This is a genomic window from Parabacteroides faecis, assembly GCF_014647375.1.
Taxonomy (GTDB): domain Bacteria; phylum Bacteroidota; class Bacteroidia; order Bacteroidales; family Tannerellaceae; genus Parabacteroides; species Parabacteroides faecis.
Genome location: NZ_BMPB01000011.1, coordinates 1 through 21,230 on the forward strand (window position 1 = coordinate 1; position 21,230 = coordinate 21,230).

A 21,230-nucleotide genomic window follows, 5' to 3' on the forward strand; every position below is an offset into this window, starting at 1 on the left:
GGTTGATATATCAGCAGGTGGTGGGTAGTAATACCTGTCATAAGCTCAAAGAAAATGAGTTACATTAAAGTAACGTTGTCCAAAGTCAAACATCTTAAAAGGTATTAAGGTGGTTATAGCGTTGGGGATCCACCTCTTCCCATTCCGAACAGAGAAGTTAAGCCCAACCACGTCGATGGTACTGCGTAAAAGTGGGAGAGTAGATAGCCGCCGTTTTAGTAAGCGAGAGCTGAAAGGTAGAAGGAGTTCATTCGAAAGAGTGGACTCCTTTTTTGTTTATATGAATCCTTAATATGTAAATGCGTATTCTTATATTTGTATTTAATCTAATTAAACAGGAGACAAACGTGGCGAATACAATAGAACAGGACCATACCAAACAGATCAATCGGGTTATTGATTATATAAACTCTAATTTGAACAGACAGATTTCAATAGAAGAACTTTCATCTCTTATTGATATTTCTACTTACCATTTTCATCGGATATTTACATCTTCTATGAGTGAACCGGTCGGAAAGTATATCCTTCGGAGAAGATTGGAGCGTGCTGCTAATGTATTGCTGAGCGATCCTGTAGCTATCAAAGATGTAGCTTATGATTGGGGATTTTCTTCCGCATCTTCTTTTTGTCGTAGTTTCAAGCGTCATTTCGGTGTATCGGCTGAAGAGTACCGTCGCAAAAATGGACAGCAGAATAGCAAGAAATGTCAATTCAAAAGCATAAACGAGCAACATACCTCACTTTATTCACGGTATTTTTGTCGTGATAAAACAATTAAAGTAAATGGTATGAATATGAATTGCACTTTTGAAATTAAACAGATGCCAGAGAGAATCGTTATTTATTGTCGCCATCAAGGAGCTTTGGATCAGATGCAGGAGGCTTTTGCTAATCTTATGAAATGGGCTTTACCCAGGGGATTTATCTCTCAACCGGATATGCGATTATTGTCTGTCTATCATGATGATCCCCGTGTAACTCCGGTCGATAAATTAACGGCTGATGCAGCTATGTTTGTATCTGAAGAGGTGAAACCGGAGGGTATGATCGGCTGTTATAGATTATCAGGTGGTTTATATGCGGTTGGACGTTTTGAATTATCGATGTCTGAGTTTCCCTCTGCCTGGAATGCGATGTTCGATCTGTTAGAAGAGAATGGTTGTAAATGTGGTTATGGATATCATTATGAGATTTATCAAAACAATCATGATGAGCATCCGGAAAAGAAGTTTATTGTGGATATTTGTATACCGGTTGAACCCGTGTAAACTGTATTTAATAGAAAAGCCCTATTCATTAGAGCTTGAATAGGGCTTTTCTAAATATGATTGATTTTATAAAGAATCACTTAATACATATCTTAACTGATCCATCATCAGGGATATTTCAGTATCTTCTATTCCGGCCACGATCAAATCCGGGATATCCTGATTGAACTCTTCCTGAAATTTATAGAAATCTCTGTTTTCTTTCTCTACAGCTTGCCTATAGAACTCTATGGCTCCTTTTATGTTTTGTAATGCCCATTCCGTATGGCCTGCGTTTAGCAGATCCTGTGTATTAGGTTGATTGGATAGTATCTTTTTATAGTAGTTTCGTGCCTGGTCATATTTACCGGTCAGGAATGAACACCATGCTATTGGGCGCCATGCCTTATTGTTACCATCCAGGTAATCGACTTTATAGAAACATTTTAAGGCTTCACTGTAGTTCCTGAGTTCCAGATAACAATGTCCTATACTAATTGTAATTGACAAATTGTCGGGATTCAGTTTCTCGTATCTGCGATAATACTTTAATGCTTCTTCCGGTTCTTTCAACGAACGGTAACAGCCTGCTATGCGGCGGATAACCCATTTGCTTCCCGGATTTAAAAGATCCGCCCGCAGATAAGCATCCAAAGCTCCCTGTAAATCGTCATTCATTTGTTTACAGTAACCTATTTTCTGGAAAAGAATATCACTGTCCTGATTTGTTTCGGCAAGCTGGTTGAATATGGTCAGCGCATCACTGAAGTAATTTTTACGCAGATAAAATTCAGCAATGCTACTTAGACTTTCTTCATCAGAAATATAAGGACGCAGAATGCTCAAATTATGGAAGTCAAGCGGCATAGTAAAAATGTCGTTGAAATCCAGATGTCCCGGATATATTTTAAAGAAGCGGTATAAATCTTGTATATATTGTCCTGTGATAGCTTCCAGTTTTCCCCGTTTGCTGATCAATTCTTCTTTATTCTGTTGGATCATCTCTGTAGCCTGGCTATCGAATTGATTCATCATCATTTTCTTGGCCTCTTCTGGTAATTGCATCATACTGAAGTATAACGAATATTTATCGGAATTGCACATAAATGCAGCAAGCGTCATGGAGTCCAACATCAGCTTTTCACCGTTGTTCTGATTGAAACGATCGCCGAATGATGAATGTTCGGTTGTGAACGGCAATAGCCAGTTACTCAATTCGCGGAAAAAGGGGAAACTTTTCAAATGAACGAATGTAGAATGCATCACATCGGCCCCTTCCTGTTGTAATTCGCTGAATTCTTCCATTTTTTTGCCTAAAGAGCTGTCTGCAAATATATTTTCCCATTCCGGATTCATTTCTTCTCCCAACTGTTCCGGCGTAATATCCTTCAGATTGATTTTATTGCTGATCTTCGGGCTTAATTTCATCATCTCGGGGATAATCTCATTTTGTAGTTTCCGGGTGATCTTCTCTGTTTCACGAGCCAGGATAAAACGTAATGTGATAGTCCGTATCGCTTTAGTGAAGCCCGGAGTCTCGGAAAGAGCATCCAGCCTGTTTGTTATTTGCGGATAAAGAGCTGTTCTTTTTCTGTAAACATATAATGTCAGCAGGATTGAAATCAATGCACGCACTTTTATCTCTTCATTTTCATGATTGGCTGCATCAAACAGTAGCATTAGTTTTTCCGGATCGAAAGCAGCTTGTAGTCCTAGCATCAGTGCTGAAACAATCTGGCAACCGGCGGTGAACGGCAGTTCGTTATCGAAAAGTATATTTTTGATTACTACAGCCTCTTCAATAGTAAAAGGATCGGACACCCATATCTTATTGAACAGGACGATCAGCATAGCGTCGTATTCAGCTCTGTTGCCTGTAGCATAATGCTTGCTTAACTGAAGGTGCAGATTCTCAAACGTCACATTCGGCTGAACCTGCAAACTTCTGCGTCGGCTATAGAAAGCCAGTGGCGACTCGATCGCCAACGCCTTGTTTCTGATACGGTCCGCCAGTTCGTATGAAGACGTCTGTATCCTGTTGTATATCTGTTCCTGCATCGGGTCTTTTGCCCCTTCGATGCGGTAGCGTAACATATATTTATATGTGTCCTGCAGCTCATTCAACTTATCCTGAAACGATATTTCACGACTTCCGGATATGAGCGACTGGATAGAATCAAAGGCATTCTTTAATTCTTTACTGTCCAATGAACCGATTATGCGGTTATATGCTTTATTTATTTCTTGTAGTGTCATATAATATTAACAACAAATGGTATGCCAAAAGTATAGTTTTTGACCTAAAATTCCTATCTTTGCACACCTAAAATAAATTAGCACATGAAGAATATCCGCAATTTCTGTATTATTGCTCATATTGACCATGGTAAGAGTACTTTGGCTGACCGTTTGCTTGAATATACCAAGACAGTCGAAGGCAAAGACTTACAAGCGCAGGTCCTCGATGATATGGATCTGGAACGTGAACGAGGCATTACGATCAAGAGTCATGCCATCCAGATGAAATATAATTATAAAGGTGAAGAATATATCCTGAATTTGATCGATACTCCGGGACACGTAGACTTTTCATATGAAGTTTCCCGCTCTATTGCAGCATGTGAAGGTGCTCTCCTCATTATCGATGCCGCTCAGGGAATCCAGGCGCAGACTATATCCAATCTGTATATGGCGATCGAGAACGATCTGGAGATTATACCGGTAATGAATAAGATCGACCTTCCCAGCGCCATGCCGGATGAAGTGGAAGATCAGATCGTCGAACTGCTGGGCTGCCCTCGTGAAGATATTATCCGGGCAAGCGGTAAGACGGGTGAAGGAGTTTTTGAAATACTTGATGCAATCATTGAAAAGGTCCCTGCTCCGAAGGGAGATCCTGAGGCACCGCTTCAGTGCCTTATCTTTGACTCTGTATTTAATTCGTTCCGTGGTATCATTGCCTATTTTAAAGTAGTGAACGGTGTGATCCGCAAAGGAGACCATGTGAAATTCATTGCGACAGGAAAAGAATATGATGCAGATGAAGTCGGTATATTAAAACTGGATATGTCTCCACGTAGTGAGATCCGCACCGGCGATGTCGGTTATATCATTTCCGGGATCAAGACTTCCCGTGAAGTTCGGGTAGGGGATACGATCACTCATGTAGCTCGTCCGGCAAAAGAAGCTATCGCTGGTTTTGAAGAGGTGAAACCGATGGTATTTGCCGGTGTTTATCCAATAGACAGTGAAGATTTTGAGAATTTGCGTGCTTCGTTGGAGAAGCTGCAGTTGAACGATGCTTCCCTGACATTCCAGCCGGAAAGTTCGGCCGCTTTGGGATTTGGTTTCCGTTGTGGTTTCCTTGGTTTGTTGCATATGGAGATCGTGCAGGAACGTTTGGATCGTGAATTCAATATGGATGTGATCACGACGGTGCCTAACGTATCGTATAAAGTATATGATAAAAAGGGAAATTGCATGGAAGTGCACAATCCGAGCGGTTTGCCGGAACCAACCTTGATCGATCATATTGACGAACCGTATATCCGTGCATCTGTCATAACCAATACGACTTTTATTGGTCCGATCATGACACTTTGTCTGGGTAAGCGTGGTATTTTGCTGAAACAGGAATATATTTCAGGTGATCGTGTAGAGATCCATTACGATATGCCTTTAGGTGAGATTGTGATCGACTTTTATGATAAATTGAAAAGTATCTCTAAAGGATATGCTTCTTTCGATTATCATATCCATGATTTCCGTCCGAGTAAACTGGTGAAGCTGGATATCCTGTTGAACGGTGAGCCTGTGGATGCTTTGTCGACTTTGACACATGTGGATAACAGTGTGACATTCGGCCGTCGTATGTGCGAGAAACTGAAAGAACTAATACCGCGTCAGCAATTTGATATTGCTATTCAGGCAGCTATCGGTGCGAAGATCATTGCCCGTGAAACAATCAAGGCTGTGCGTAAGGATGTAACGGCTAAATGTTATGGTGGTGATATTTCACGTAAGCGTAAATTGCTGGAAAAACAGAAGGAAGGTAAGAAACGAATGAAACAGATCGGAACAGTGGAAGTTCCTCAGAAAGCTTTCCTGGCCGTATTAAAGTTAGACTAAATATTCCTTCATAAGCGGTTTGCATAAACGAAGCGATTAATAATCAAAGTATACAAGGTGATGTCGTCTGTTTAGGACGGCATCACCTTTTTATATGATATGACTCTCTTACCTTTTAGAGGAAACACTGCATATTTTAACTTGTCAGATTATATGTAATTAATGATAAGGCTTGTACAATCTGACTGTTCGACCTGGGTGAAGCGTAAAGTCGACCTGGGTCGAACTTGTATTTGACCTTGGTTGAATATGAGTTTCACCAAGGTCAAACGTTTAAAATATTATGACTGATGATATAAGAGGTAGTGTCTTTTTACATAAGAAACTACATATAACAAACTAAATATCTTTAGGCGGAGATATCTTTTTATAGAATGTTGTACTATTCAGGTAACTGCTCCTGATTTTTTACCAGGCTTATACCACCATCTTCCAATGTGATAAGATGTTGTTTGTATAGAGCACCGACGGCCTGTTTAAAACTCTTTTTACTACATTGAAAAAGTGACTGAATGACTTCCGGATCACTTTTGTCATGGACAGCAATAAACCCTCCCTGACTTTTTAAGGATTCGAGAATGGTTCCTGCCAACCCTTCTATTTTCTGATATCCCTGCGGCGTGAGGCTTACATCGATCTTTTCATCTTCCCTGACTTCTTTGATATAGCCTTTGATTTCTTCGCCTTTTTCCAGACGGCGGAAGACTTCATTATAATATAGCAATCCCCAGTGTAGGTTGTTTATAATGACTTTGTAACCGATCTCTGTTTCATCGGCCACTAACAGATCGACTTCCTGATTGGGTGTATATTCGGGCATGACATTGTCCAGGTACTTGTCGATACGCGCAGAAGCAACGATCCGTCCTGTGATATGATCGAGATGGACATACACCAGATACCACTTACCTTCGCGCATCGGCATTTTTTGTTCCTTGAAAGGAACCAGCAGATCTTTCATTAATCCCCATTCCAGAAATGCTCCCGTGTTATTTACCGATTTGACTTCCATAAACTTAAACTCACCGACAATAGCCAACGGATGAGCTGTAGTAGCTATGAGCCTGCCTTCATTATCATGATAAATAAAAACTTCCACCTCATCTCCCGGTTTCACATTTTTAGGAACATATCGGGCTGGAAGAAGTATCTCTTTCCCATTGCCCCCATCCAGGTAAACCCCGAAATCCAGGTCTTTTACTATTTTAAGTGTGTTGTATTTTCCTACTTCTAACATAACATTTTTGTTTTGAGACAAAAGTACATGATAATTCAAGATAGAGGGATAAAATCTCTTATATTTTTACTTTATCATGCAGCAATATATTAATAAATGCATCGTTATAAATGTAACTTGGACTAGAAGAACACATTTATGTGGTTTGGGGTTGAACTAAAAGTCGTATATTTGCAACTTATTTGAAGAAAAACAAAATTATGAGATTGAAATTAGCTTCGGCAGTGTTGTTTATTATCTTAATGGGAGCTTGTTCTGTTCCTAAAGATATTACTTATTTTCAAAAGGGGAATGATATAACAGTGGACGATATAACTCGTATGAAGAATTATATCGACCCAATGATTAAAGTAGGTGATGTTTTAACGATTGCAGTGTCATCGACAGATCCTTTAGCTGTTGCCCCCTTTAATTTGCCTTTGGTTTCTTTTGTGAAGGAAGGGGGAATTGTATCTAGTTCATCTAATGGAAGTAATTCTGCAGGAACAAAGGATATTGGAGCATCGCAAGCAATGCAAACATATACAGTTAATGCTTTAGGATATATAAATTTTCCGGTATTAGGCGAATTAAAAATATCGGAAATGCGTAAACAGGAAGTAATTCAGTTAATACAAGACAGAATACGTAAGTATGTGAAAGATCCGATTGTTAATTTGAATATTATAAACTATAAGGTAACGGTATTAGGAGAGGTCACCAGACCGGGTAGTTATTCCGTTGGAACTGATCGTGTATCTATTTTGGATGCATTAGGATTTGCTGGTGATTTGACAATTTTTGGTGATCGTAAGAATGTAAAGGTGATTCGGGATATAAATGGTGTTAAACAGATTATAGTATTTGATTTAACAGAAAGTGATTTTTTGATGGATCCTGATTTCTATTTACAACAAAATGATGTTGTGTATGTTGAACCTAATGATAAGAGGAAGAAGAACTCTCGATATAGCCAAACAGAACAATTTACTCTTTCAGTAGTGACCGCTATTGTTAGTGTTTGTTCTACTGTAACTAGTATTATCCTTGCAATAACTAAATAAAAACGAATCGATCTATGGAAAAAGCAGAAATGAAAGAGGCTCCATTGAGTTTGTTTAGAGGGTTGAAAGAAATTATGCAGTATTGGAAATGGTTTCTGATATCTGTAGTAGTTTGTTTATTTTTGTCAGTTTTATATGTTTATATGACTCAACCGGTTTATCAAGTCGATGCAAATGTGTTGATAAAAAATGAATCGGATAAAGGGGGAGGCGCTGGAATGGCTATGTCTTCAATGTTGCAAGGCTTTTCTTTCGGTAGTTCGTTGACTATGGGAGGTGGTTCTGTTGATGATGAGTTATTGCTAATTAATTCTTATACCTTGATTCGTAAATCTGTTGCTGATTTAAATTTGAATACGATTTATACTTCAGGTAGTTTTTTCTCAAAAAAAGATTATTTTGGAGATTCTCCGTTTTTAATAATGCCAAAGGATAGTCTTTTGCCTGAAACATTCTCCAGCGCTTTAGTTTTTAAATTGAATGTAGAACGTGATGGAACAGTGAAAGTTAAAGCAAAAGAAGGTTGGTCATCTGTCGGTGAAGTGTCAGGTAAAACTTTTCCTTTGACTTTATCCGTTGAAGATTATGGAGATTTCCTTATAACAAAGACGCCTTACTTTGAGAAAAATCCTGTGGAATCAATGAAAATAGTTTTTCTGGGATATAATTTGACAACTGAGTCGATTATGAAAAACTTAGTTGTTTCTATAAAGGAGAAAAAGGCTAATGGTATAAATTTGACGGTAGAAGAAACAAATATAAATAGAGGAAAAGCTCTTTTAAATACTATTATCAGAAAGTATAATGAAGAGGGTTTGCAAGATAAAAATACATCGGCATTACGCTCAGTTGATTTTTTTGATCAGCGTATAGCTCTTAATGAAAGAGAGTTAGAACAAATCGAGAAACGTTTGGAAGCTTTTAAGAAAGATAATAATTTGACAGATCTGGAAACAGAAGCTGAAATTATGTTGACAAAAAATGGTGATTTTAAAGAAAAATTGATTGATTCGGAAATTCAATATGCAACAGTAAGTTTAATAGAGGACTTTTTGAAGGATCCGGAAAATAAATTTGCTTTGGCTCCATTTAATTTGGGCATTACCGAAAAGACTGCTGCGGAAGGATTGCAACAATATAATGATTTTTTATTAGCTCGTAAAAGATTATTGAATACGACAACGGAAGATAATCCCAATGTTCAATTGTTAACTGAACAAATAGAGATTATGCGTAATAATGTATTGGAAACATTTAAGAGCATTAAGGCTGGTTTTAATTTTGCACGGCAGGATTTGACGAAACAGGAGCAGGATTTTATTTCCCGCATTAAGAAAATGCCTACCCAAGAAAGAGAATTCCTTGATATAAAACGTCAACAAATGATTAAGTCGGAGTTATATTTGTATTTGTTGCAGCAAAAAGAAGAAGCAGGTATGAAATTAGCAACTTCAATGGAAAAGGCTAAGGTTATAGATTCGGCTTATAGTCTTAGTAAGCCACTTAAACCCAATAAATTATTTGTTTTCTCGATAGCTTTGATTATGGCAATATTTGTTCCGACTGTTATATTGATAATGAAAAGTCTTATGAAAGATATTTAATTGTTTCAGAAGGAGTAGAGTGATGAATAATGAGAAAATACTTTTCTTACTTGGAAAAATCGATTATTTGATTCTTGTTTTGGGGTTATTTTTGATAGTCGTATTAGGATATAGGAATCAATTAATTTCATTCGGAGTTCCATTAGTAGTGTCTGCATACTTTATAGGAAAAAACTTATTAGTTTTGAAGGATTTAAAAGTCCTTATTCCTCTTAGTTTACTATTGGTAATAGGAACGCGAATAGGAAAAGGTTATTTTCTGATCAATATATTGCGTGATTATGCTTATTTTTTATCTCCAATTACAGCTTTTATTATGGGGTATTTCATGCAAAAATATATGTCTTTAAGTAAATTCATGTTATTGATTGTTTTTTTTGGAACATTATATTCCTTGATTTACTTTTTGCAAATTACATTTATTTTTGATACTCTGTTTGTCGCGGATGCTGAGGATACTAGATATTCAGTCGGTACAGGGCTTCCTGCTCCTATTTTGGCTTTGGTTTTTATTGTTTTGGGTAAAAAGTATTTGAAAGAATTTAAAATAAGTTCATTGTATTGGTTTCTTTTTGTTTTAGTCAATCTATTAGCTTTTTACTATTTTGCTTCACGTGTTTATTATTTGACATTGTTATTATATTTTATCCCGCTACTTTATAATTGGCTTATCCGAAAATATAAAAAGATTGGTGTTTATATGTTTGGAATGGTCATAATGATTATAGTCACAGTTATAGTAATATTGTTGAGTGGGGATAATTTCCTGGCTGAAAAAATGCGTAATTCTTTGACAGAAATGTTTATCCAGTCATTTGATGATTACGATTCTGTGATTCATAATTGGCGTGCATATGAACTGTTTGAAGCTATTAAAGCTTTTATGAATGGAGGTTTATTGGATAAGTTTTTGGGTTATGGTTTTGGTAAAACCATTTATTTGGAATTTGAACTGATTATGCCGTTATTAACGATAAGTGAAATCCCTATTTTTCATAATGGATTTGCTTATCTACTTATCAAAACAGGGCTATTGGGACTCGTATTAGAATTATTTTTTAGCGCGTTTTTATTTTATAAGGGATATATCTATTCAAAAGGTAGAGATGATCTGAAATTTCAATTTTATATCTTAGTTTCTTCTATATTATCTTTTAATTTTTCATTATTAGTAGTGAATGGCTTTTTCTCTGGAGAATCTTGTTGTTTATTGATATTGAGTGGCTTTATTTATTCTTTGTTAAAAGATGAAAATCAGAAGGAGATGTTGCTATGAAAAAAATCAGTATAATTATAGCTACTTTTAATGCAGCAGAGACCCTGAGTGATTGTCTTGATGGTATACGTGTACAAAAGAAACATGATATCGAATTGTTGATTATAGATGGAGGATCGTCCGATTCAACAGGAGAAATAGTATCTCGAAATAAGGATATTGTGGATTTTTATATTAGTGAACCTGATAAAGGACTTTACCACGCATGGAATAAAGGTATTTGTAAAGCACGTGGTGAATGGATTTTGTTCTTAGGTGCAGATGATTTTTTGTTGCCTTCTACGTTAGATAGATATAGATCTTTCCTTGATGAAAATGTATTTATATGTGAATATATATCAGCCCGAGCTTATTATGTGGATGAGAATGACAAGCTTATTAAAATAATAGGAGAAAAATGGAATTGGAATGCTTTTAAGAACCGCATGACAGTTTCTCATGTAGCTTCTTTACATAAAAGATCTTTATTTGATGAAATAGGACTTTTTAATCTGGATTTTAAAATATGTGCAGATTATGAATTTTTAATGAGAAAAGAAGATCAGTTGAAAGCTCTTTTTATAGATGAAGTTGTAGTTAAAATGAAATCAGGAGGGGTTAGTTTAAGTAAAAAAGCAGTGAGGGAGACTTGTATAATAGTAAATATGCATACTAAAAAGAAATACTTGAATAGATGTATTTTTGCTTTGGAAAAGTATATAAGTTATTATCTGTTTTTGTTAAGAATAAAAGTAAAAAGGTTTATTTGATATGCAGATTATTAGTTGGTTTGAGAAATTAATGAGAATGCGAAATCCTCATTTTTCGTTATCTAAGAACATAACGAACTATACGTTGATGCTGTTTATCTTGCATTTATTTTTCTGCAAAGTCAGAGGTTCTATTATCTCATTATTAGGAGGTAAGATAGTATGGAGTCTGTTTTTGGAAAAAAATGTTTCTTTATATTATTTGAGAAATATGAAAATCGGAAAAATGGTATTAATAGAAAAAGGTTCAATAATATCTGCAATGCATCCTGGTTCTCTTTGTATTGGTGACAGTGTTAAAATATCAGCTTATTCAACCATTCATGTGTCTAAAAATTTGCAGGATATTACAGGCCATATCAAAATTGGAAATGAAGTGGGGATTGGTGAATTTGCTAATTTAGGTGGAGCAGGAGGTTTGGAAATAGGTCATAATTGTATTATTGGAGCTTATTTCTCTTGTCATCCAGAGAATCATAACTTTGAAAATCATGATAAGTTGATTAAACATCAAGGTGTTTCGCGTAAAGGTATTGTAATTGGTGATAATTGTTGGATAGGTGCAAAAGTAACGATACTGGATGGTGTTAGAATTGGTAATTCTTGTGTAATAGCAGCTGGTGCTGTGGTAAAAGGTGAGTTTCCGGATCATTGTGTCATTGCTGGGGTTCCTGCTAGAGTAATTCGTAAATATTGAGTTGGAAAATGAAAAAAATAGTATGTTTCCATTTATATAATGACTATAGTGGTAGTCCTAAAGTTTTTTCTATGATCATTCGTGGACTACTTTCGAAAGGATATCAGATAGAACTTTATACCTCTAGGACAGAAGGCTTTCTTACCGATATAGACGGCGTTACTTACCATACTTTTAGTTATAAATGGACAAAAAGTAAGGTTATGACTCTCTTTAGAATGTTTTATGCTCAGTTGTATATTTTTATATCGTCGCTGAAATATAAACAGAAAAAAGATACATTGTTTTATATTAATACAATATGTCCTGTAGGAGCGGCATTTTCTGCTCTATTAAACCATATACCGGTCTTATACCATGTTCATGAAAAGTATGTTAATCCAAACGCTTTACATCTTTTTTATGAAAAGACTTGGAAGATATGTGCAACGAGAACAATTTTCGTATCTAAATATCTTCAAAAACAGTACGATAAAAAAAATATGGAGTCTGTGGTTGTGTATAACACTTTGTCAGAAGAATTTTTGAGTCATATAGAAATAAAAAATAAAAGGAGCAGACCCTATAATATTCTGATGATTTCTTCATTGAAAATATATAAAGGGGTGGATGTTTTAGTGGAATTAGCCAAGCGGTTACCGCAATATAATTTTTCTTTAGTTTTAAATAGTTCACAAAGCGAAATCACATCTTTTTTTTCTGGTATCTCCTCAAATTTGAAAATATACCCAGCGCAACCAACTGTATATAAATTTTTGCATGAAGCTGATTTGGTTTTAAATTTATCCAATCCTTCATTATGGGTTGAAACTTTCGGTTTAACGTTATTAGAAGCAATGGCTTACCAACTTCCGGTTATTTGTCCACCTGTTGGAGGACCTATTGAACTTGTAAAGAATGACGAAAATGGTTTTTGTATCGATTCTAGAAATATGGATGAATTGATAGAGAAAATTATTTATATTTTGGAATCAGGGAATTATGAAAGATTATCTAAAAACGCAAAAGCCCAATCCTTATTATTTGATTATGGGAATATGATTGATGAAATAGAAAATCAAATTAAAAGAGTCTAACATGAAAATTGCTATTTTAGGGACAAGAGGAATACCTAATAATTATGGAGGGTTTGAACAATTCGCGGAATATCTTTCTGTTTTATTAGTAAAAAAGAATCATAAAGTAACAGTCTATAGTCCTCATTTTCATCCGTATAAGAAAAAAGAATATAAGAGTGTGCATATTAAATATATCTATAGTCCTGAAAAGTATATAGGAGCATCTGCAAATTTTGTGTATGATTTCTTATGTCTGCGTGATGCTCTAAAAGAAGATTATGATATTATTCTGGAATGTGGATATCATAGTAATGCTCCTTCTTATTATTTAATGCGGGGAAGAAAAAGACCTGTTTTGATAACTAATATGGATGGTTTAGAATGGAAAAGGAGCAAATGGAATATTATCACTCGATGGCTAATAAAAAAATTAGAAAAATTAGCGGTCAAGAAATCACATTATTTAATATCTGATAATACTGGTATTCAACAGTACTATTTGAATGAATTTGGTGTTAATTCTTATTATATTGCTTATGGAGCGAATCCGGTTTATGCTTTTAACGAAAATATTTTATTGTCTTATTCTCTATCAAAAGAGAATTATTATGTACTGATAGCCCGTTTGGAACCGGAAAATAATATTGAAATGATATTGGATGGTTTTATATTGTCAAAATCAAGTTTACCTTTTGTCGTCATAGGAAATCATTTAACAAAATATGGTGTCTATCTTAAAAAGAAATATCAAGGATTTAATATTCATTTTATTGGGGGGATTTATAATAAAGATATTTTGGATAGTTTACGATATTATTCTAAAGCATATTTTCATGGGCATTCTGTAGGTGGGACTAATCCTTCCTTGTTAGAGGCTATGGCAAGCCAAGCATTGATTGTTGCTCATTCGAATGATTTTAACCGGGCTGTACTGAAAAATAATGCTTTTTTCTTTTCTTTAGATCGTGATGTGGCTCATGTTATTAATAGTTTAGATAATATGATGAATGATGAGATTGCTATGAAGAAAAAAAATAATTGCGAATTAATAATAAAGGAGTATTCATGGTCTGTAATAACAAATCAGTATGAAAAATTATTTGAAAACATTTTAAAAGATTCTTTATTCTAAGAGATTGATTGATAAAAAGATAATAGAATATCTATATTTCTTTTTTCTTCAGTTTCCTTGGATGTTAAGTAACTATATATATATTTATTCCTGTAGTTATTGTCTATTTTTGATATTTCGATTGATTGAAAATTGCAGGAATCAATATTATACACTTTTTTGCCAAGTATATTGGCTAATACTTTTATCCGTTTTGCTAAAATTGGGGCTGAATTATAGTCGTCAGTAGTGATAAATACCGGCGACTTGTCCCCTAAGACAACATATGAAATTGCATTGCTGGCATGAAGAATTACAATTTGTGATAAGTATATGAGTTCATTTGTCTTATATTTAATGATTGTTCTTCCATTAAATTCATCTCCTTTATATTCGGATTTTGGATGGGCTGCTATTACAACAGGAATCTGATATTTTTCTTCCAAGAATGAGAAGAATTTATTTATGCTTTTATGATATTCCTTGCCATCGTTTTCTTTTATTTTATAGACATGTTTTAGATCAGGATGATAAGGGAAATATGTATCAACGAATACTATATATTGTTTTTTTTGAATATCATTAGTGTTGTTTTTTTCTAGATTCTTGAAATCTTCATAATCTGGATGATTTATTTTGTCTGTGTGAGAAATGATTTCAGAAGATGTGAAAAGTCTCTGAAAAGATTGTATATTGTAATACTTCTTATATATTCTATAAAGAATCCTGTTAGTAAAATTAGATATGGATGTAAAGAAATTTTTAGTGAATAGTTTTCGTATTTTTTCTTGTAAAGGAATAGGTAAAACACTATTACCGTACATGTCTATACATATAGTGTAACAGTTATATCTGTTTAATAACCGGAAAAATTGTCTATTTTTCCAATATTCGTTGACTTCAATAATAAATATATATTGTGAGACATCAATACTTTTCAATTGATTCTCTATCATTTTCAATGTGTTAAATTTTTTAATATAAATCTCTTGTATTTCATCATTTAAATGCATGCCTGGATAAAATACTTGTGAAGCATCCCAGTATGAAGTTGATAATCCTTTTTCAAGATACTTGTCTATAAAAAAATTAGATTTATTTTTTTTTGTCAAAGGCTCATGTCCAATAATAATAATATTCTTCATATTATAATTTTATTTCTGAGTTAGATTTGTTTATTATTTTGCGACTACAAATGTATACAAAAAAAGTGGTACAAATAGAAATAAATAAAGATATATATGCAGTCCATATCATACCGTACCTTGTTAAACATAAAGACAATATACCCTGTATAAAAGACAGAGAAAATGTGATGTACATCAACAAACGAGTCTTCTTATAAAAGAATAAGTAATTTACGTACAATAAATAGATACATTGAAAAAAAGCAGATAAGCATAGGGGAGGTAATAAATAGATTGCATCTTTATATTTAGGTAAAAAAATCGGGATGAAAAGGCTTACAGTAATGAACGTAACAATGGATAGGCCCAGGAAGAATAAAAACATAAGATGTTCTTGTTTACGAAGCGTTATTTGAACTTTTTCATTATTGTTTGATAGCTGCTTATATATAAAAACAGAGTTTGTTGCATTGAAAGCATTTCCTACAATACTTATTATGTTGGCAAAGTTCATGGCGAAACTAAAGATCCCAACTTCTGTGGCTGTAAAAAAGTAATTGATAATGTTCCTGTCTAATCCCTGTCTAAACCAAAAGGATATATTGTGAGGAATGAGTGGGATGCCGAATTTTAAAGTGTCAATAATGATCTTTTTTTCAGGTATTTTGATAGTCAAATATCCTCTTTTAATCATTATAATAATACTTAGAATGAAAAAAATAGATACTACTAACATTTGTGCATAAACTCTACCTAACCATCCCTGGTGAAATATAATTATTAATAATAAAGATAATCCAAAGTTTAAAATAACAGATGACAGACTATAAAAACCATAAGCTATTGTTTTTTCTTCAATTCTCCAAATTTCCAGATTAATTGATGTATATAACTGCATATAGCATATAAGTAGTGCAATAAATTGATATTGGGTAGATATTCCAACCCATTTTTCTACAGATTGATTAAATATGAGTAATATGAAACTGATAAGGACTAATGTGGAAGTTGAGGTAAACAATACAGTATTAATAACCTGTCTAAATTCTTTTTGCGTTTTTTTAAAAAAAGAGACAGGGATATATCCTATTGTACTGAGTGAAATAAAAATACTCAGTAATGATATTAATATGTTAAATAAATTTAATTGGCCATATTCGTTAGGAGTGATATAGTTTGCAAGGATGATTAGTAATAAAAAACTTATTCCATTATTGGCAAAAGAGAATATCGTAAATAAAGTTCCTCTTTTTAATGACGAATTATGTAATAATGATTGAATGTTCATTCTTTCTGATTTATATTTAGATTATTTTTTGAAAAGAGAATAATTTAGTCGGTAAAGATTGATGGAGGTTCCTTCCTTGTAATAAGAAACAATAAAGTTTTGATCATCAAGATTTACTATATCTCCATAACCGATATCGAAACATTCGCTTTTGTCTATAATAATGGGAGCACTTGCTATTTTTCCATCTTTTAAAAGGATTATTCGAAATGAATAATAGTTGTTGTTTTTATTAATTTCAATATCCCGATAACTCATAACTAGATAATTATTATGTGCTATAAGGGAAGGAGCGTGGCCCTTTATAGGTAACTCTTGCCAGTTTTTCCATGTCTTACCAAAATCATGACTTTCTGCTATTAGTAAGTTAAGAGGTTCAAATATATCTCTTCTGCAAACTAAATACATTTTATTTTTGTGATAGCATAAAGATGTTTCATTCATCTGGATGTTTTTAATATTATCATTGTCCACTTGTTCATTCAATGCGCAAACGAAATCCCAGGTATATCCCATATCTGTGGACTTTATTAACCAAGTCTCGTTATTAATATTGTATAAGACAGAGTAAATTGTATTATTTATTAAGACCATATTCCCTTGAGTTGCTGTATATGATTCTGTATCTCCGGCATAGGTCATTGGAATCATCTGGGTATAAGAATCTCCGTTATTGTTGGATCTGATTAAATAAACAGAACTGGTATTATCTAATCTTCTTTCAAAAAAACGACATATCAAATCTCCATTGGGTAGATAAAGATATTGAGGATCACGAGCATCTTTACCTTCTGAAGGTTGATAAATGGTTTGGGGAGCCGTCCAAGTCTTCCCTCGATCTTCACTTATCATTTGCATGATTTTTCCATCATAACTTGCGTGATCTGTTCCTTGTCTAAATGCCAATAGTATTCTTTTAGAATTATTAGTTGTAGTAAGTGAAGTAAAAGCAATATGCCATCCGTTATAAATTATACTTTTGGGGCTTATTTCATCCTCTTCTTCTTTTTGGCAGCCAACCAGTATTGATAGCAAAAAAAGAAGACTTAATGTTTTGTGAAATATTATAAATGGATGCATTTTCATAATATTTTGTAGTTTATTGATGAAGACTGCTTAATATTTCTAATCCATAAACCTCTAATATTATGTGTTCTACAAATTCACGAAATACTCCTTCACCTCCCTTTTTAGAAAGAACTATTTGTGCCTGTTCTTGAATATAAATTGGTGCACTGGCTGGTGCTGCAGATATTCCTACTGCATTTAATGTCGGAATATCATTTATGTCATCTCCAATATAAGCAATATCTTTTAAATCAATATTTATTGATTTACATAGATCCGATATGACCTGTAATTTATTTTGTACTCCTTGATAAAGATAATCTATTTTAAGTTTTTTAGCTCTTCGAGCAACTATTTCAGTGCTTTCGCCAGTAATGATTCCAACAGGAATTTTTAATTTGTGACAAAATAAAACACCTGCGCTATCGTATGTATGGAATTTTTTCCATTCATTTCCTGTCTGATCGTAGTACATTCCACCATCCGTCCATACGCCATCAATATCCGTTAAAATTAATTTGGGAAGAATCATATTTTTTTAATATAATTTGGATAAATAATTTCATTTGCTGATATTTCTTTTAGAACCATTTTTCCTACGACTTCATTTTTTTGTGACCATTTGAATCCATCACCGGGACTAAGCAAGTGTATGTCTCTTTCCTCTATAATATCTCCTGGGTATAATGTCTTTTTCGTGGCAATGGAACGTTCAAGTTTTATTTTTGCAGCTTGTACATTTGGTTCAATATATAAGTCTTCTGTTCCTAACCATCGTTCAGCGATGCGGATGTCTCTAACCATTCGGTTTACGCCATCTGGACCTAAAGAGCCTATTTGATCTGTACCTTTCATGTGTCGATCTATAGTGATGTGTTTTTCTATAATTTCTGCTCCCATACCGATTGCAACAATAGGTGCAGATATGCCAATTGTATGATCTGAAAACCCAATCTTATATTGCCCATAATGTTTTTTCAGATAGGTAATACTTCGCAGATTTAGATTATCCGGATGGGTTGGATATTGTGAGACGCAATGCAATATAGATATATTCGAATGATATTTTGTAATCACATTTAATGCAATATCTAGTTCTTCTTTTCCTGCCATACCGGTAGATAAGATTATTGGTAATTTTGTTTCAGCCATGACCTCCAATAAAGGTAAATTAGTTAAGTCCCTACTGGCAACTTTAAGTATGTCTGGTGTAAAAAGTTTTAAGAGTGATAAACATCCTATGGAACATAATGTTTCAACAAATTCCAGTCCAAGACTTTTTGCATATTTATAGATTTCGAAATGATCTTCATCACTTAGTTCAAGAAATGCCCTATGCTCTCCATATGTTTTCCCAAAAGAATTGGGATTATTATATGGCTTGTTCATTTGGGATTGGGTTAGTTCTTCATTAAGATCTCTCTTTGTAAGTTTCACGGCATTGACTGTTTTGAGGTCAATATTGAAGACATCTTCATGTACGGGTCTGGAAACTAGTTCGATGATCAATTTTGCTATATCAACAGAACCATTATGATTCTGTCCTATTTCTCCTATTATGTATGTCTCTTTTGTATTCATTATTTTTCATTTTTTATGATTTCATTTTGCATGGAAAGAAGCCAGTCCGGATGTTTTTCTAAAAAAAATGCTATTTCCGAAATTGTAATATTAGCAGGATCTGTAAGACTTGTATAAATTTTTTGTATAGTTCTGAAATCTTTTTCAGTATCTATGGTCAATCTAATATCTGTTCTTCCGTTTAATTCATCAGGTCCTTGTAGCCATTTTATATTAAAATTTTCAGGATGAGTATATATGTAATTAGTAACATGTTCGTGATATAATGACTCATTTGTCATTGCTTGTATTTGTAATAAAGCTTTTAGTGTGACAAACTCTGTCCAAAATCCAAAATGTGTTTTAATAGAAGGTTTTCCGTTGATATTAAAGCTTATATAATCGGCATTTGTTCGTTTGGCTTCTTGAACTAACAAATTGATGGAGTTTTTTTCTAAAAAAGGATTATCAGAGCATATTCTGATAATTTTGTCTACACCGTAATATTGAGCAGCCTGAACAAACCTATCTAATACATCATTTTCGCATCCTCTGAAAATATGTGTATTTTTATCTTTGAGTACTGTTTCTAATACATCGTTTTCTGAATTAGCCGGTGCTGCTATAATAATAGGTATTCCAGAAAATGAAGACAATTTCTCTACCAGTAATTCTAAGATAGATTTTTCTTTATAAAATGGTAACAATATTTTATTCGGTAATCGAGTAGAACCAACTCGTGCTTGAATTATAAATGCAATCATAATAATCTGTATTTTATTGTTCTATCAGTGATAAAACGAAATATATATGTTTTTGTTGTAGTAAAAACTTATATTTTGTTTAAAAAAGTTTTCTCAAAAATTAAACGCCAGTGTTCCCAGTTTAATTTGTTGTTGTACAGGTGATTACATCCATCTTTCAGTGAGGGGAGTTTATTTTGTTCTACTACCGTTTTTATTTTTTGCGCAAAATCCTCACCAGTACATGATAGAGGTAATCTGTATCCATTAATTCCGTTTTCTACGTAATTGGGTATTCCTCCAGTATCATAAGTGAATATGGGAAGTTGGTATGCGGATGCTTCGCAAAAAGCAATACCTGCACATTCTGCTTTAGTGGGAAGTAATAATATGTCGCATTGTTTTATTATTTTAATAAATTGACAATATTCATTTTCCTTGTTTTTATTTAGAAATCCGATTGATTCTATAAATGATTCATTTTTGTGGTGAATAGGAACATCTGTACCGACTATATATAATTTTGTGGGTATTCTCATCTCATTCAGGCGTTTCACACAGTCTATGGCAATTTCCCCTCCTTTACGTTTCCATTCGACAGCTAAAAAAAGGATATTTAACATGCTGTTTGATTCTTTTTTAGGGGTAACAATATTGTTTTTAATATCTTTTTCATCGACATTCGCTCCAAATTCAATTACATAAACTTTATTTGGATTGATCCCATAATCATTTTCAATAGAAGCCTTACACCAATCGGAACTAGCTATGATTTTTGATGCTTTGTTCAAGGCTGTTAGTTCTATCAGGTTTCCCTGTTTGACATTGAATGGAAGAAAATTACTTACTCTATCATAGTAATTATATAATAATGTAAATGTCGCATCAGCTAAATAAATAATAGGTTTTGTTGTTTCTAGTTTATATAAGTATTGAGATCCGGATACGGCAAATATCAAATCGACAGATTCCAAAAGTGACTTATCAATGGATCTGGATAGTTGTTTGGCAACGAAAGTAGTGTGTATTATCGAATATCTTTTTTTTAAAAGTCTGGTAATTAGAAATAAACATATTTTATATATATGTGTGAGAAAATTGAATTTAACTGGAATCCAGATAACTTCAACATTACATTTACTAATTTGTTCATAGATTTTAGATTTTGTACCAGACCATGTTCTTTTATCCCATGGCATATTGTCTGATATGAAACCTATCTTCTTTTTTTTCATAAATAATTCCTATAACTCTTTGTGATAAACTTATAGTACAAAGGTAATAATAAATT

The 21,230-nt window shown here is 33.6% G+C and carries 18 protein-coding genes and 1 rRNA gene; 10 read left to right on the forward strand and 9 right to left on the reverse strand.

Going from position 1 to position 21,230, the window contains the following annotated elements; all coding sequences use genetic code 11:
* The first annotated feature begins 105 nt into the window (after positions 1 to 105).
* Together rrf and IEY67_RS16230 are read left to right on the forward strand one after the other, a co-directional pair.
* Positions 106 to 216 (forward strand): 5S ribosomal RNA (rrf, locus tag IEY67_RS16225).
* A 131-nt stretch (positions 217 to 347) separates the two neighbouring features.
* Positions 348 to 1,271, forward strand: coding sequence for an AraC family transcriptional regulator (locus tag IEY67_RS16230; RefSeq protein WP_122356665.1), 924 nt, complete (start codon positions 348 to 350; stop codon positions 1,269 to 1,271).
* Between the two features lie 66 nt (positions 1,272 to 1,337).
* Here IEY67_RS16230 and IEY67_RS16235 read toward each other — a convergent pair whose 3' ends face one another.
* Positions 1,338 to 3,506: a tetratricopeptide repeat protein gene (locus IEY67_RS16235; protein ID WP_183671883.1), complete on the reverse strand. Its 2,169-nt coding sequence runs from the start codon at positions 3,504 to 3,506 to the stop codon at positions 1,338 to 1,340.
* Positions 3,507 to 3,590: 84 nt separating this feature from the next.
* Between IEY67_RS16235 and lepA the strand changes: the two genes are divergently transcribed.
* Positions 3,591 to 5,378, forward strand: coding sequence for a translation elongation factor 4 (gene lepA, locus IEY67_RS16240; protein WP_122376035.1), 1,788 nt, complete (start codon positions 3,591 to 3,593; stop codon positions 5,376 to 5,378).
* A gap of 382 nt (positions 5,379 to 5,760) precedes the next feature.
* Here lepA and IEY67_RS16245 read toward each other — a convergent pair whose 3' ends face one another.
* Positions 5,761 to 6,615, reverse strand: coding sequence for a CvfB family protein (locus IEY67_RS16245; protein ID WP_183671882.1), 855 nt, complete (start codon positions 6,613 to 6,615; stop codon positions 5,761 to 5,763).
* 200 nt (positions 6,616 to 6,815) lie between these two features.
* On the opposite strand from IEY67_RS16245, the gene IEY67_RS16250 reads away from it, so the two are divergent.
* Genes IEY67_RS16250 through IEY67_RS16280 form a run of 7 tightly spaced genes read left to right on the forward strand, consistent with a single transcriptional unit; the run spans position 6,816 to position 14,174 of the window.
* Positions 6,816 to 7,658 (forward strand): polysaccharide biosynthesis/export family protein, encoded by an 843-nt coding sequence (locus tag IEY67_RS16250; RefSeq protein WP_122376033.1) that lies wholly within the window; start codon positions 6,816 to 6,818, stop codon positions 7,656 to 7,658.
* A 14-nt stretch (positions 7,659 to 7,672) separates the two neighbouring features.
* On the forward strand, positions 7,673 to 9,262 hold the full coding sequence (locus IEY67_RS16255) for a GumC family protein (RefSeq protein ID WP_122376032.1): 1,590 nt from the start codon (positions 7,673 to 7,675) through the stop codon (positions 9,260 to 9,262).
* Positions 9,263 to 9,284: 22 nt separating this feature from the next.
* Positions 9,285 to 10,538 carry a hypothetical protein gene (locus IEY67_RS16260; RefSeq protein WP_183671881.1) on the forward strand — a complete coding sequence of 418 codons (1,254 nt, stop codon included), beginning with the start codon at positions 9,285 to 9,287 and terminating at the stop codon, positions 10,536 to 10,538.
* Positions 10,535 to 11,287 (forward strand): glycosyltransferase family 2 protein, encoded by a 753-nt coding sequence (locus tag IEY67_RS16265; RefSeq protein WP_122376030.1) that lies wholly within the window; start codon positions 10,535 to 10,537, stop codon positions 11,285 to 11,287. Before IEY67_RS16260 ends, IEY67_RS16265 begins: the two co-directional genes overlap by 4 nt.
* 1 nt (position 11,288) lies before the next feature.
* On the forward strand, positions 11,289 to 11,984 hold the full coding sequence (locus IEY67_RS16270) for an acyltransferase (RefSeq protein ID WP_183671880.1): 696 nt from the start codon (positions 11,289 to 11,291) through the stop codon (positions 11,982 to 11,984).
* Between the two features lie 8 nt (positions 11,985 to 11,992).
* Entirely contained in the window at positions 11,993 to 13,060 is a 1,068-nt protein-coding gene (locus IEY67_RS16275) for a glycosyltransferase family 4 protein (RefSeq protein WP_122376028.1), read from the forward strand.
* A gap of 1 nt (position 13,061) precedes the next feature.
* Entirely contained in the window at positions 13,062 to 14,174 is a 1,113-nt protein-coding gene (locus IEY67_RS16280) for a DUF1972 domain-containing protein (protein WP_122376027.1), read from the forward strand.
* Here IEY67_RS16280 and IEY67_RS16285 read toward each other — a convergent pair.
* From IEY67_RS16285 to IEY67_RS16315, 7 genes are all read right to left on the reverse strand, one after another.
* Positions 14,171 to 15,298 carry a hypothetical protein gene (locus IEY67_RS16285; protein WP_122376026.1) on the reverse strand — a complete coding sequence of 376 codons (1,128 nt, stop codon included), beginning with the start codon at positions 15,296 to 15,298 and terminating at the stop codon, positions 14,171 to 14,173. The genes IEY67_RS16280 and IEY67_RS16285 overlap by 4 nt on opposite strands.
* Before the next feature lies 1 nt (position 15,299).
* The gene (locus IEY67_RS25445; RefSeq protein ID WP_122376025.1) at positions 15,300 to 16,568 is read right to left on the reverse strand and encodes a lipopolysaccharide biosynthesis protein; all 1,269 of its coding nucleotides are present in this window, start codon (positions 16,566 to 16,568) and stop codon (positions 15,300 to 15,302) included.
* 21 nt (positions 16,569 to 16,589) lie between these two features.
* The gene (locus tag IEY67_RS16295; RefSeq protein ID WP_122376024.1) at positions 16,590 to 17,654 is read right to left on the reverse strand and encodes a sialidase family protein; all 1,065 of its coding nucleotides are present in this window, start codon (positions 17,652 to 17,654) and stop codon (positions 16,590 to 16,592) included.
* A gap of 13 nt (positions 17,655 to 17,667) precedes the next feature.
* Positions 17,668 to 18,168 carry a 3-deoxy-D-glycero-D-galacto-nonulopyranosonate 9-phosphatase gene (locus IEY67_RS16300; RefSeq protein ID WP_122376023.1) on the reverse strand — a complete coding sequence of 167 codons (501 nt, stop codon included), beginning with the start codon at positions 18,166 to 18,168 and terminating at the stop codon, positions 17,668 to 17,670.
* Entirely contained in the window at positions 18,165 to 19,217 is a 1,053-nt protein-coding gene (locus tag IEY67_RS16305; RefSeq protein WP_122376022.1) for an N-acetylneuraminate synthase family protein, read from the reverse strand. The genes IEY67_RS16300 and IEY67_RS16305 overlap by 4 nt, the downstream gene beginning before the upstream one ends.
* Positions 19,217 to 19,960: a cytidylyltransferase domain-containing protein gene (locus IEY67_RS16310; protein ID WP_122376021.1), complete on the reverse strand. Its 744-nt coding sequence runs from the start codon at positions 19,958 to 19,960 to the stop codon at positions 19,217 to 19,219. The genes IEY67_RS16305 and IEY67_RS16310 overlap by 1 nt, the downstream gene beginning before the upstream one ends.
* Positions 19,961 to 20,028: 68 nt before the next feature.
* On the reverse strand, positions 20,029 to 21,174 hold the full coding sequence (locus tag IEY67_RS16315) for a glycosyltransferase family 4 protein (RefSeq protein WP_183671879.1): 1,146 nt from the start codon (positions 21,172 to 21,174) through the stop codon (positions 20,029 to 20,031).
* Between the last annotated feature and the right edge of the window lie 56 nt (positions 21,175 to 21,230).

What these genes read in the sequence shown, in the direction of transcription:
- IEY67_RS16235 (WP_183671883.1), bottom strand. Translation starts at nt 3,506, where the DNA reads ATGACACTACAAGAAATAAATAAAGCATATAACCGCATAATCGGTTCA.
- lepA (WP_122376035.1), top strand. Translation starts at nt 3,591, where the DNA reads ATGAAGAATATCCGCAATTTCTGTATTATTGCTCATATTGACCATGGT.
- IEY67_RS16245 (WP_183671882.1), bottom strand. Translation starts at nt 6,615, where the DNA reads ATGTTAGAAGTAGGAAAATACAACACACTTAAAATAGTAAAAGACCTG.
- IEY67_RS16250 (WP_122376033.1), top strand. Translation starts at nt 6,816, where the DNA reads ATGAGATTGAAATTAGCTTCGGCAGTGTTGTTTATTATCTTAATGGGA.
- IEY67_RS16255 (WP_122376032.1), top strand. Translation starts at nt 7,673, where the DNA reads ATGGAAAAAGCAGAAATGAAAGAGGCTCCATTGAGTTTGTTTAGAGGG.
- IEY67_RS16260 (WP_183671881.1), top strand. Translation starts at nt 9,285, where the DNA reads ATGAATAATGAGAAAATACTTTTCTTACTTGGAAAAATCGATTATTTG.
- IEY67_RS16265 (WP_122376030.1), top strand. Translation starts at nt 10,535, where the DNA reads ATGAAAAAAATCAGTATAATTATAGCTACTTTTAATGCAGCAGAGACC.
- IEY67_RS16270 (WP_183671880.1), top strand. Translation starts at nt 11,289, where the DNA reads ATGCAGATTATTAGTTGGTTTGAGAAATTAATGAGAATGCGAAATCCT.
- IEY67_RS16275 (WP_122376028.1), top strand. Translation starts at nt 11,993, where the DNA reads ATGAAAAAAATAGTATGTTTCCATTTATATAATGACTATAGTGGTAGT.
- IEY67_RS16280 (WP_122376027.1), top strand. Translation starts at nt 13,062, where the DNA reads ATGAAAATTGCTATTTTAGGGACAAGAGGAATACCTAATAATTATGGA.
- IEY67_RS16285 (WP_122376026.1), bottom strand. Translation starts at nt 15,298, where the DNA reads ATGAAGAATATTATTATTATTGGACATGAGCCTTTGACAAAAAAAAAT.
- IEY67_RS25445 (WP_122376025.1), bottom strand. Translation starts at nt 16,568, where the DNA reads ATGAACATTCAATCATTATTACATAATTCGTCATTAAAAAGAGGAACT.
- IEY67_RS16295 (WP_122376024.1), bottom strand. Translation starts at nt 17,654, where the DNA reads ATGAAAATGCATCCATTTATAATATTTCACAAAACATTAAGTCTTCTT.
- IEY67_RS16300 (WP_122376023.1), bottom strand. Translation starts at nt 18,168, where the DNA reads ATGATTCTTCCCAAATTAATTTTAACGGATATTGATGGCGTATGGACG.
- IEY67_RS16305 (WP_122376022.1), bottom strand. Translation starts at nt 19,217, where the DNA reads ATGAATACAAAAGAGACATACATAATAGGAGAAATAGGACAGAATCAT.
- IEY67_RS16310 (WP_122376021.1), bottom strand. Translation starts at nt 19,960, where the DNA reads ATGATTGCATTTATAATTCAAGCACGAGTTGGTTCTACTCGATTACCG.
- IEY67_RS16315 (WP_183671879.1), bottom strand. Translation starts at nt 21,174, where the DNA reads ATGAAAAAAAAGAAGATAGGTTTCATATCAGACAATATGCCATGGGAT.